Here is a 13,364-nt window from a genome sequence, read left to right as displayed (position 1 = left end):
GTTTTTAACGAGGGGCTGATTCCGCCATTACTTTGTTATCTTTTTGAAGCAAAAAAACAACTGTTCCTATGCACCCGCAAATGGCAGCGGCAATTAACAACCCTGAAATCGGTATGTAATCGGATAGACCGGTGCTTATTAATGGAGCGATAGAGCCGCGAATACCAAACAGCATTAAATGCAGGCCGAACACGACTGCCTCTCGTCCAGGTACAACACGAAAAATATAAGCAAGAATGCCAATATCCCAGATTGCATCGCCTATTCCCTGGATTCCGCTACCAATAATCACAGCAGGATAATTCCCAAAAATCCCATAAAGTAAAGGAACAATCGCGAACGCCGCCAATCCATAGACCAGCGTTTGCTTCGCAGAAAATCTATCAATCACCCAACCAACAACGAAATACGCAACCAATAAACACACATAATAGGATATACGCGCAACCCCAATTTCGATGTTGTTCAACTGCAACTCTCTGACTTGGATGATCTGGTATAACGGACTAGCCAATATGTTGCCAAAGCCTGTCAATGTCGTTGCTGCAAAAAATACGACCAGCTCCCGGTGATCTTTCACAAGCTTGAGCTGTTCCTTAAATGAAGATTTGCGTGCCGATACCTTCGTGGGTAAAGCAATCTCCTTAACGCGGGCTAGGAAAAGAATCGATATTACACCCGTTATGGCCGCAGTGATCAGCGGTCCACTCGGTCCTGACTTATCCGTCCACGAGCCGACTAAGTAAGCAAGCGGAATCATAATAGCTCCCATGGCAACTCGAACGTAGCCCATTAGTCTGCCGCGCAATTCAGGCTGATACATACGTGTAACTAGCGCAGGATAAGCCGGTGCTTGTATGCCCATTAAAAAGTAAAAAACGATTGCCGTCACAACATAGACGCTGGGCGCACCAAAAAATGCCGGAAGCAACAATAGCGCTCTCCCAATTACATTCGGGATGATGACAAAAGGTTTGGGATTCGATTGTTCGATTCTCCCTGCCCAAATCGGCGAGAACAGCAGTCCAATCGCCGGAGCGGCTGCCAAAATCCCTACTTCCAGATTCGTAGCCCCTTGTCTAATCGCAAGTGCGATGTAAAACTGATTAAAGACCACATTAAAGAGACTAAATAAACAGGCTGCACCAAAATCACTATACAAGTTATGCTTAGTTGCCGGGCTCATCTGTAAGCCTAGTTTTTGAAACACTTTGTTTGCCAGCATGGCTTTACTTCCCCTCATACTTCTCTCATTCTAAGCTCGATATTAACTTCATAATAGCAGGTTTTCCTGTTAGTTTCTCTTTAAAAAGAAAGACCGCAAAGCTAGCATTTGCAGACATACAAAAGAGCTCACCATCAATAAATGGTTGAGCTCTTTATGTCTACATTCACAGTGCTGTCATGTCTGGCCTTGCAGTCTCCGATCCAGCTTCCCCTGGACGAACCAAGCGTAAATGGCAAACCCAGCTAGCAAGGCAACCGCGGTAAGCAGGAAGGGCAACGAATAATGATTGCCAGCCAAAATGTAGCCCGCCCAGTACGAGGCAATCGTATTCCCGATGCTGCGAGAGACAGTCCGCATGCCTGCGAACAGGTTGCGATCTTCCTCCGCCACAGCCGACATGCATTCGCTGTCCATCAAGTTGTTCAGCATCGTAAAGCCCGTCCCGCGAATAAGCAGCAGTATGGCGAATACGGAGGTCGGCATGACGAGCGCCATCAGCGCCACGACAACGATATTATACAGAAACAGGAACACGAACGTCCTGCGGCTGCCCCATCTGTCAACAACGTAAGGCATAACGATCGAGCCAATAAAGAAGAAAAATCCGGACAACGCTAGCAAGCCAGAGATGTTACCATCATCCATCTGAAATCGGAATTTCAGGATGACATTCAAGAACGGACTAAGCAGCCCGAACGTAAAGCCAGAGTTGAAAATAAGCAGGGAAAGCAGCAGCAGGAAATACAACGCATGCCTTTTCTTCGGCCGATCCGAAGGCTTCGCTGCTTGTACGCTGCCCGCTTCATCTGTTGTGACGGCTTGCGCCTTGACATGGTTAGATGGCAGAAGCAGCCCCCGTAATATGCCTGAGAGACCTAAGCATCCGCCAGCAACGAAGAAGGCATATTGGTACATCGTCGTATGTCCGGGCAGCCATTCCGGCAAGTAACCACCGAGCCACGTGCCAAGACCGGTAAACAGCGTAAATATAGCGAACAAGAGCGAATACGCACTCGTTTCTTCTTTTTTAGTACGGCAATATTGGAAAATCAATTGAATTTCGGAGTTCACGATCGCTGTAACACCAAGCGAATACACAAGCTGCGCGACGGTTACCGCGACAATGCTGGTCCCGATACCAAAGAGCACGAGTGCAAGAAATGCCAAGAGCATACCGATGACGAGCATCGTTTTGCGCCCAATAAGCTTAACGATGAAGCCTGCAGGCAAGCTAGCCAAGCCAATGGTCAGCGCCCCCAGCGATGTAATTTTGCCAATGTCGCCCTTGGAGAACCCTAGATCCAATAAATGTAAATTGAGGATGAGGCTAGAGATCCCAACTCCGATGCCAAACAAGCTTTCCGTTGCAATAAAGCGCTTGACGTTAGGCGATAAATCACGAAATAAATTTACGATATACGTCCACATAGATGCACCTTTCCTCTTGCTAGTATGTGCTCTATCTTACATGGCGAGGGCATCGGGTTCAATCTTATTTTGCAGAAGGATGAATATCATGTTCGAATTCAGGGGGGACGAGTTGGGGGAACGGCAGCGTAGTAGGCTATGAATCACATCCCTGCTCTAATTACTTAACAACTTTAGAATACGAATACTCGTTCCCTTGCTGCGTTCATCTTTTTTCCCTGTATGACGAATGGTAATTCGCCTGCTTCTTCGCTCCGCATGAATAGGAAACATAGCCATAATAGGACGATATGCCTGCAAACACCAATCATCAAACAAGTTAACCTCGTTAAACATTAGTCCGTCTATAGCGTACTCGAAAGTCCCCGTATCAGGCCCGCACAGCAGTAAAACGCCAGCACTCTGCCCATGCACAGTGAATGAAAGTGACGCATCAAGAGTATCCGTATACAGATGTTGTGTGTCATATCTCCAGTTCATAAGCGGCTCTGATGACAACTCTCTCCATTCAAAACCATCCAAACGATCAGCGAAATCCACCTCCCGCATGGCTGCATATTCGTAATTGTGGGGCTCAAGAGGTGGCAGTAGCGATGCCACATCCTGTCCGTTAACGCCTTCCGTGTCTGTTTCCGCAGCCGGCCTCACATCTAATGCTACATCCAGATACTCCCGCACGAACGCAGCATACAGCGCATGCCCCTCATCATTTGGATGTACCCGATCGGAAGCAAGTTCGTCCCAACGTACTTCGTCTGTCTGCATCAAGGCGTATACCCTAGCGGCAAAGTTAACAGAAGGAATCGCGTAATAGGCAGCCACTTCTTCATGTACAGCTATGTTGAATGGCGTATGTTCGGTCAAATTTTTATCCGCTGCTGTGTAAATAAAACAGATATCCGTACGAGGCGAAAGTCGTCTGTATTGTCGTACGATACCTTCCATTCCCCTGATCGATTCGTGGCGATCCGCACCATCGTTCACGCTGAACTCAACAAATAGCAAATCGATCTCACCGTGAGACAGAACGTGCGCATGCAGCCGGTGAGCACCGAACATAGACGTCGTTCCCCCAACGCCAGCATTGATACACGTTACTTTTTCAGACGAAAATCGTTGCTTCAAGTAGCTCTCCGTTAAGGCTCGCCAACTCGTCGTCGTCAAATCCGATGCCCCTGCACCTTCGGTAATAGAACCGCCAACAAAAGCAACGACAATCGGCTCATTGCGAAGTAATTTCTCCTTGATGTGAGGCAGCCCTCCACGATGATTCACGGGATGGTTAGTCCATGTACAAGTCATATTCTACGTCTCCTTTCCTAACAAAAAAATCAAGTGCTCTATGTATGAACATAAAGCACCTGATTCTCGCTATTCTTATTTTTTATACGAAGAACTGTCATACGCCTTTTGTAAAATTTCCAGATAACGTCCAACCTTCAAATTATCCAGTCCTTTCACATAAGCATCCCAATCCTTAGTTAAATCCTTATTTCCAGTAATGAATTGCAACGCGTTTTGATCGATATAATTTTTGAGATTTGTTTGCAGAATACTTGCTTCATCGGTTTGTGTAGGATCAACCCATACAGCCCAGGCAGGGTAAATCTCCTTCGGCTCGTGACCTTGGTACATGAGTGTTGCATTGTACAATCTGCGTTCGTAGTTTGCTGAATCATACACATCTGTTCCTTGAACGATGCTGTCTCTATATTCACTTGGTTGGTAGAAGTGGCCCATTCCGCTCCAGCCTGCATTATGCGGTGCCTCTCCTTCTACTGCTGGAATAGACGCCATGAGCGGTTTCACACCTTTACCCAGAGCGACCTCGCCTTCTTTCGGCTTTCTCCAGTCGATCCCTTCCATACCTGACGCCGCATTCGTTTGACCTTCAAATGTAAACATGTAATCAACCATCTTAATTAACGTGATCTGCTCTTCTTTCGTAGCTTTGTTCGTAATGACGAATTTCGCGCCTGGCGTCAATCCGCCACCATCATGCGTTGCTAGCGAACCGTGTGGCCCTGTAAGTGGAGGTACCGGATTGTAATCGGCCGAGTTTTTGTTTCCTTTATCAATGTTTACGAAAATAGCGGGATGCATGCCTGCACCAATCCCAAGAATCTGCGTCCCTGCGTTCTCACCAATTTTCTTGAATGCTTCCGCATTTTGCGTAAATGCACCTGGATCAATTAATCCTTCGTCATACAAAGATTTAATATACGCGAGGCCTTCTTTCCATTCTGGCTTATTCGCTGCTGTATCGACTTTCCCACTCGTCATAGTCAGGTAATTACGGTCATCATCATAAATGAAGCCATTCATGAGAAACGGAATGATATGCACGCCAAAATCTTCTGTGGATCCACTTAGCGGAACTTCGTCGGCTTTGCCGTTACCGTTGGGATCACCCTTCTTGAAGGCTTGAAGTACTTTCTTGAAGTCTTCGGTCGTTTTCGGCATCTCGAGATTCATTTTGGATAACCATTTGGTATTGATCCACATTTTGTTCGGATACGAACAGTGGAAGCATTGCGTATAAGAACCTAATCCATAAATTTTGCCATCCGGCGCCGTACTAAAGCTCTTTAATGTAGCGTCCTTAGCCATAGCCGCCTTAATATTCGGTGCATACTGATCAATTAAATCATTTAAAGGAATTAAAATGCCTTGCTTCCCGTATTTCAGAATATCAGCTTGTGAAAACTGGTCGATCCATGCCGTCAACATATAGGAATCCGGATAATCACCGCTTGCCAGTGAAATCTGTCTCTTCTCTTTGGCACCATCAAACGGGATAATTTCAAAATTGAACTTGGCATTGAACTTTTCTTCCATGAATTTCGTAAATTTATTCGTCTTCAAGTCGATCGCCGTATCTTGTTGAGCAAACATGCTGATCGCGACAGGACCACTCGCTGTACCTCCTGTTGCTGCTGGAGACACTGATGCTGCATCATCCTTTGAGCATGCGGCAAGAAACAAACTAGACATCATAATGACCATTAGTGCGCTTACAAGACCCTTTTTCACATGTATCGCTCCCTTTTTTCATGCATTTAGTATAACCCCGATCTTAGACCGACTACCAGCATTACCTGAAATGAATCACCCCTTTCAATGGAATCCACAGGGCAGAGCCGTGTCTTAACCTTTTACAGAACCCACCAACATGCCTTGTACGAAGAAACGCTGAACAAACGGATAAATAATCAACACCGGCAGTGTTGTGACGACAATGAGGGAATATTTCAACGCTTCCGCAAGCTGCTGTCTTTCTACTTGCTTCAAGGCATCGGTTGCATTCGAGCTGTTGTTGAGAATGATAATACTGCGCAAAATCAACTGAAGTGGGAACAAACTAGCCGATTTGAGATAAATCAAAGCATCGAAGTACGCGTTCCATTGGCCGACAGCATAAATTAAGACAAGAACCGCGATGATCGGTTTCGACAACGGCACGACAACGCTTCTCAGAAATCTGAAATCACTGCAGCCATCAATTTCACTTGCATCAAACAGTTCATCTGGAATCGCGGATTGGAAGAAGGATCTCGTGATGATGACCTGCCATACCCAAATAGCGTTCGGAATGAGCAGCGCCCATCTCGTATCAATCAGTCCCATCTGCTTGACGACCAAGTAAGTCGGAATTAACCCACCGCTGAACAGCAGGGTAAACGTAATTAACATCATCAGTACATTCTTACCAAAGAACGTTTTCCTAGAAAGCGGATACGCAATCATAATGGTAAGCACCACACTAATGATAGTTCCTACACCTGTATAAAAAAGGGAATTTCCATAACCAACCACCACTTTCTGGTTATGAATTAACGTATTGTACCCTTTGAGCGACAGCTCAACGGGCCACAACCATACTTTACCGGAAGTGACAGCAGAAGGACTGCTGAACGAGCTGCTGATCACGTAAATAAGCGGATATAATACAACAATGAGTAAGAGGCTCAGAAGTACGTAAACGGTAATCAAGAAAATTTTATCTCCTAGCGAATCTTTCACCCTTGCTTTGATCGTAGACATAGCTGCACTCCTTTTTACCAAATACTATGATTGGAAAATTTCCTAGCCAATCTATTTACAACAATGAGTAGGATTAAATTGATCACCGAATTAAACAATCCGACGGCTGTGGCGAAGCTGTAATTCGCATTCAGCAGTCCCACTTTGTACACATAAGTCGCGATAATCTCGGAATTTACCGTATTCAGTGGATTTTGCAATAAATAGACCTTTTCGAAGCCAATCGCCATCACATTACCTACATTCAAGATGAATACGATGACTATCGTGGGCAAAATGCCAGGCAAATCAACGTGGATAATTTTCTGTAACCGTGAAGCACCGTCTACTTTGGCCGCCTCATAGAGGGAGGGGTCCACGCCTGCTAAAGCAGCTAAGAAAATGACCGAGTAATAACCAGCCGTCTGCCAAATGTCCGACCACACATAGATCGAGCGAAACATGCCGGGCTCTCCCAGAAAATTGATCGAATCCATACCGAAATGATTCATCACCACGTTCACAAAGCCGAGTCGAGGCGCCAGAAAGAGCATAATAATGGACACCATCACAACGGTAGATATAAAATAAGGTGCAAAGGAAACGAGTTGGACAAGCTTTTTGAAGCGCTGGTTGCGCACTTCATTGATCGCCAACGCCAACAAAATGGGAATCGGGAAACCAACAATTAACAAGTAACCACTAATAAAAATCGTGTTCTTAACTAATGTCCAGAACAACGGATTTTCAAAAAATAACTGAAAGTTCTTAAACCCTACCCATGGGCTTCCCCAGATGCCTTTCGTGACATTGTAGTCCTTGAAGGCAAGCACCGCGTTCAATATCGGGTAATACTTGAATATAAGGAAATACAACGCCGGTGGAATGATGAGCAGATACAGCTGCCAGTGCTTCTTGAAGCTTCTGGTCGCTGCCTCCATGATGCCAAGTCGACTGCTTTTGATCAGCGATCTTTGACTGGTGACTAGTCCTTTATTCAAAACAAAACCCCCTAAGATCATCTGTCTCGCAACTGGTTGCGCTTTCTTGAGCCTTATTCTAGGGGATAATTGCCCGTATTAGATAGGTACAATTGCGTTATTTCACGTACAATTACCGTTAAATGAAGGGTACATCTTTCAATCGGTCATCCAACTTCGCCTATGAGGATACGATCCACTTAGGTAGCTCTAGCGGCTCTTGCCGAAGCGGCGTTAGTCCGATATCTCCGAATTAAAACGAGGATTCCTTTTTGAAAAGGACAAATAGTCCGATTCTGCCGAACTATTTCCCCTTAATTCCTTCCGTGCGAGGTGGTTGGGGCAATTAAGTTGGGCTACTCGATAAAATCGACTTATTCGCGGGCCGGAGCTGCTTTCCGACCGAGTTAGTCGATAAAATCGACTTAATCGCGGGTCAGGGCTGCTTTCCGACCGAGTTAGTCGATATAATCGACTTATTCGCGAGCCAAGGCTGCTTTCCGACCGAGTTAGTCGATATAATCGACTTATTCGCGAGCCAAGGCTGCTTTCCGACCGAGTTAGTCGATAAAATCGACTTAATCGCGGGCCAGGGCTGCTTTCCGACCGAGTTAGTCGATAAAATCGACTTATTCGCACGCCGGAGCTGCTTTCCGACCGAGTTAGTCGATATAATCGACTTATTCGCACGCCAGGGCTGCTTTCCGACCGAATAAGTCGAAATAATCGACTTATTCGCACGCCCTCAAGCCTCCCACTTCGCTCTCACCCGCGAGACCAAAAAAAAGCCAAGCGTAATTAATCCGCTTAGCTTAATCTAGAAACCTTTATTCCGTTATAGACTGCCTATATGAACTTGGCGAAACACCGAGCACTCGCTTAAACGCTCTGCGGAAAGAATGCGAGCTATTGTATCCGACACGCGCAGCAATTTCATCTACCGTGTACGCATCTCCTTTTAACAAATTAGCCGCTTGATCCATTCTCACCTGTTCCAAATGATCTGATAAATTCTTCCCCGTTACCTCTTTGAATAGGTTGGAAATATACTTCTCTGGACGCTCCACCTTTTCTGCCACGCGATATAAGTTGAGATCAGGATCACTGTACATCTCAGCAATATACTTCATCACCTGCTCCACGGTTTTATTATGATGATCGTTCTTTTTATTGGCAATTAACCCGCATAAGGATGCCATAATGCCATCGATATCTTGCCGAATGGCATCCATTTCTTCATTGGCCTGAATGTCAGCAACGCGATTTTTCACAGCCTCGAAAATGTCGGACTCCTGAAATGTTTTCTGGTAAAGCAACTTCAGAAAAGTGCCCTTCAGCTCACCGATAAGCTGATGCTTCATTTCGATGGACAGTTCACGATTTTCAATGTTTTGCGCAATAATCGCGTCCAGAATCCGTCTGGCTTCGTCAAGATCCCCCGCTCTGATCGTACTGATTAAGCGCAGTTCAATATCTAACGGATAATAATAAGTGTCACTTTCCAACCGAGCATCGGAGAACCATAGAACCCCTTTTCGATTCATGTGCAGGGCATACTCTAATGCCTGTGTTGCTTGCTCGTACGTGTGGCTGACCTCCATTACCGTGGTAAATGGATTGCCCATCGCTGCGATAATCGTAATTTTATACTCGTTAAATACAAATTCAGCAAGCTCATTCAGAATTCGCTCAATCTCCTTATTGGCTGTCTCCTTGTTTTCTGCTGCCGCTATGCCTTCAAAGATGACCACAACCCGATCGGCCCCCAGATCCGTCATATGGACAAGCCACCCAAGATCGTGCAGCGTCTGTTTCATAATCAGTCGAGCCGCACTTAACTCGTTAAGAATGTCGACGCTGTCCATGCCGGAGTACCCTTTGATTTGCAAAATACCTGTGTAACCCGTATCTGCTTGTAACCCTGTATTGGCTTGTTCGGCAGCTGCTGCAATCTCTTCCAGCGATCGGAATTCGCCTGCGATAAGCCTTTTCAAGAAAGCATCCCGAATTAAAGGGAGCTGCCGGTTCAATTCATTTTCGAGTCGCTTATTGTTAGAAATCATGTTCGAAATATTACCCTGTAGAAAGTCATACTCATTGCGTCCCACAGCCGCATCTTTGCCGAACTGGTCTTTCATCACATTCAGCAATCTATGCATAGGGGAACTATTTCTGTAAGCTTGCCACAGTCCGACCAACAATCCCACCACAAGAGCGGCACTTGTCACAGACCACGTAATATATTTGATTTTATTCGCGTTCTCCATTAAAACATGTCTAGGGATTCCTGCTCGATATACCCATCCTGTGGTCTTGGAACGAATCGTAATGACCAAATCATCGTTATAGAATTGACTCGCTTTCGATTGATCAAAGCTGGTGTCTGAGGCTAACTTCGCCGCGTCCGATTCATTAATACCAAGCAAACTTATGGTATGTCCTTGGGCATCACTAATGTGAGACCAACCGCCGTATTGATCTTTAAGGTCCGATAATAGGCTGGATATGACTTTTTCGTCTATGAGAACAACGACCGTAGCACGTGCGGAGCCATTAAAGCTATCCAACGGGAGCGATTGTATATAGGTAATCACAGCGGTTTGCGCACCATTCGTGATAAAGGGCTTCAGCGGTATGATTTCCCTATTGTGCGTTTGGTCTAATAGTGTTCGTTTCCATTCATCCGCAGGTAGATCCTTGTAGTGAAAGGACTGATAATATCGTTCAGGCTGGAAATAGGAGGAGGCCGGCGTTAAGAGCACGTTATAATTATTTAAATAGATAAAAAATTGCTGTAAGAAATCATTGGTCTGGCTAAATGCTTTAATATCATTATTTACTTTCCAAATGCCATACAGATTGACCTTCTCATCCATTCCCTTCTCATTCATGAGAACACTCAGTTCCTGATTCAGCGCCAGCTGCCTTGTGAAACCTTCTACCTCAGCCATCCTTCGCTCCAAAATATCTTGACTCTTCCGAAGTTGTGTCACGTTATTCTCAATGGATACGGATTGCGTCACCGCAATCGCAGTACGGTATGACATATATCCGGCAATGCTCGGAATAAACAAGATTACGATATAGGAGATCAGAAATTTACGGAATATTCGTGAGAACTTCGGCATGCCCCTATCCCCCCATGTATGAAAGCGTTATCTAAATTGATTTTCATTATACCATGTCTTTTTCTGTATAAACAAAGGAAAGGCAACTACGTTTATACCGACTGTAGCTGCCTTGGTCTACTTGATATTCAGATCAGTTTTATGAACAAACTACCGTCGATTTGGTACGAGCAGTTGGGTTCCAGAACGAGCTCGACCTTGCGATCTCGGTAACGAAGGAACAATCGACCTACTGAAAATGCCCTTATGGTCGCCTCGACCAACTGACCGTTCGCCCAAGTGACATCCACCTCTGCGTTCCCTTTTGCACGCAAGCCTGTGACCTTACCCGTGTGCCACTTGGCCGGAAGGGCTGGCAGAATATGAATGCCTCCTGCATGGCTTTGCAACAGCATTTCCGCTATAGCCGCTGTACCGCCAAAATTACCGTCCACCACAAATATATTCGTTTCAGCCCCAGCGATCCCTGCCTTGGAGTAGGTTAATAAATTGTCAAAACACAAATGACCAATTAAATGCGTCAGATGCTTATAGGCATTCTCGCCATCTTGCAATCTGGCAAAATTCGCTGCAAGTGCGGCTAACGTAAACTCAACGTCCTCTAACGTTTCACGATCCATGCGATTCTCCAAGGTTACCCTTGCTGCAGCGCTGAGCTCTGGTGTACCTTCAGGTGTCACCTGATTACTGGGGTATAAGCTGAAGAGATGGGATAAGTGGCGATGGTCTGGCTGTGCCTCTTCATAATCCTCCAGCCACTCCTGCAATTGTCCTCTTTGTCCAATCATCAACGGCGGCAGAATAGCAATGGCCATCTTAAGCTTCTGTTGCAGCTCCCTATCCACCTGTAGCAATTCCGATGCTTCTAGGCAAAATACAAATAAATCGCGTACCAATACCTGGTCTAGCGTAGAGCCCATAGATAATTGATACTCGCTTCTCTTCGGATCATCCACATAGAAGCTGTTCTCAGGCGAATTCGACGGACCTGTTACCAACCAGCCATACTTCGGGTGAACCGTCATATAGTAGAGGAAAAAGGCAGCAGCTTCTTTCAGCACAGGATACGCCGTCTCTGCCAGAAAAGCCTGATCGAGACCGAATTCATAGTGCTCACGAAGATGTGTGGCAATCCACAAGCCACCCGTTACGTTCAGCCCCCACGACGTTTCCCAGCCAGGTGATGCGAATCCCCAAGCGTTGGTAAATACGTGAGCAACCCATCCCTCACAGCCATAGAAATGCTGCGCTGCTGATCTTCCACTCCCCGCTAATTGCTCAATGAATCGCATTAAGGGAAGATGGCATTCCGCCAAATTGCTTACTTCCGTTGGGAAATAATTCATTTGCGTGTTGATATCCAGATGATAGTCACAGCTCCATTGCATACGATTGGCTTCGCCATCGTTCCAAATCCCTTGCAGATTGAGCGGCAGCGGAGAATCCGCCCTTGACCCGGCAATCGTCAGATAGCGACCATATTGATAAAATAAGGCAAATAATTGCGGATCATCAACCTGCCCCTTCAGGAACAGCTGTATTCTTTCGTCTGTTGGTAAGCTAGAATGACTGGTTACGCCTAGGTCTAGGTTGACTCTGTCGTACAGACGGCGATAATCCGCCACGTGGTCTTCTCTCAGCCGCTCATATCCTTTAGCTATGGCGCTCTCGACTTGGCGCAACGACTGTGTCCTCCACGCGTCATCGCTTCTGCCGTAATCGGTGTTCGCTGCCAAATAAATCACGACGTCATCTGCGTTGTCTATCCTAATTTGGCCAGCGTCTGCGGTCACGCTACCGCCACCCGCAATGACTTTCAGCACGCCTTGGCAGCTTACACCGCACTCCCCGTTACTATGCATACTTTCCGTTGCTTGCCCCTCAAAAACAAACGTATCGTTACCGATTAATGTTGCAGTAAACCGATCTGTTCTTCCGAGAATGTTCACCGTGAGTGACATGCCGCCAGACTGATCGCTAGATAATCGTGAGGCTACGATTCCATCCGGATGCGAAGCCCAAACCTCTCTTGTTCGTCTATGCCCGTTGGAGATGTAATCTGTCCGTGTGCAAGCGCTATGAAGATCTAGCTCCCGAACCAATTGATCGCCTTGATGATCAAACGTTAGTTGAACATCGCACATCGATAAGTTCGTGCCGAAGTTTCCTTTTTTAGGCTGTAGGGACTGCTTCGCCAGCTCATCTCCCCGCTTATAATCCCCAGCAAAAAAATGCTCCCTCATTTGATCCAGATCCGCTCTAAGGTTGGATTGACCAGGAATCACTTCCAGCTTCCCTGACCAATAGGTCACTTCTGTTAGGCTCCAGGTTTCATGTTCCACGCCGCCGTAGATCATGGCCCCCAATCTTCCATTTCCGATAGGCAAACCTTGCGACCAGTTCGAGGCAGGACGAGCATACCATAGCTTCATTTCATTCATAAGTGTAAATCCCCCTGTAATGATTGCGCTTTCTTTATGCTTATTGTAGGGGATATTTCTCCGACATAGATAGGTACAATTGCGGTATTCCACGTACAATTGCCGCAACAGAAAGGGTACATCTCTCATTCCAGCA

8 protein-coding genes are annotated in these 13,364 nt (G+C 46.1%); all 8 read right to left on the bottom strand.

From position 1 onward, the window contains the following. Positions 1 to 4: 4 nt before the first annotated feature. The gene (locus AC58QG_RS19285; protein WP_497363753.1) at positions 5 to 1,225 is read right to left on the bottom strand and encodes an MFS transporter; all 1,221 of its coding nucleotides are present in this window, start codon (positions 1,223 to 1,225) and stop codon (positions 5 to 7) included. 177 nt (positions 1,226 to 1,402) lie between these two features. Next, the gene (locus AC58QG_RS19280) at positions 1,403 to 2,656 is read right to left on the bottom strand and encodes an MFS transporter (protein ID WP_497363752.1); all 1,254 of its coding nucleotides are present in this window, start codon (positions 2,654 to 2,656) and stop codon (positions 1,403 to 1,405) included. A gap of 156 nt (positions 2,657 to 2,812) precedes the next feature. Next, positions 2,813 to 3,958 (bottom strand): SGNH/GDSL hydrolase family protein, encoded by a 1,146-nt coding sequence (locus AC58QG_RS19275; RefSeq protein WP_497363751.1) that lies wholly within the window; start codon positions 3,956 to 3,958, stop codon positions 2,813 to 2,815. A gap of 75 nt (positions 3,959 to 4,033) precedes the next feature. Further along, positions 4,034 to 5,689, bottom strand: a complete 1,656-nt coding sequence (locus AC58QG_RS19270; protein WP_497363750.1) for a type 2 periplasmic-binding domain-containing protein — start codon at positions 5,687 to 5,689, stop codon at positions 4,034 to 4,036. A 114-nt stretch (positions 5,690 to 5,803) separates the two neighbouring features. Then, complete coding sequence (locus AC58QG_RS19265; protein WP_497363749.1) at positions 5,804 to 6,700, bottom strand: carbohydrate ABC transporter permease; 897 nt, start codon at positions 6,698 to 6,700, stop codon at positions 5,804 to 5,806. A gap of 14 nt (positions 6,701 to 6,714) precedes the next feature. Beyond that, positions 6,715 to 7,620, bottom strand: a complete 906-nt coding sequence (locus AC58QG_RS19260) for an ABC transporter permease (protein WP_497363925.1) — start codon at positions 7,618 to 7,620, stop codon at positions 6,715 to 6,717. An 866-nt stretch (positions 7,621 to 8,486) separates the two neighbouring features. Then, positions 8,487 to 10,787 carry a helix-turn-helix domain-containing protein gene (locus AC58QG_RS19255; protein WP_497363748.1) on the bottom strand — a complete coding sequence of 767 codons (2,301 nt, stop codon included), beginning with the start codon at positions 10,785 to 10,787 and terminating at the stop codon, positions 8,487 to 8,489. Positions 10,788 to 10,915: 128 nt separating this feature from the next. After that, positions 10,916 to 13,228 (bottom strand): glycoside hydrolase family 95 protein, encoded by a 2,313-nt coding sequence (locus AC58QG_RS19250; protein WP_497363747.1) that lies wholly within the window; start codon positions 13,226 to 13,228, stop codon positions 10,916 to 10,918. Between the last annotated feature and the right edge of the window lie 136 nt (positions 13,229 to 13,364).

Source organism: Paenibacillus sp. J22P169 (assembly GCF_059691995.1).
The sequence above is the reverse complement of the archived record's forward strand: the minus strand, read 5'-3'. Positions and strand labels throughout refer to the sequence as shown.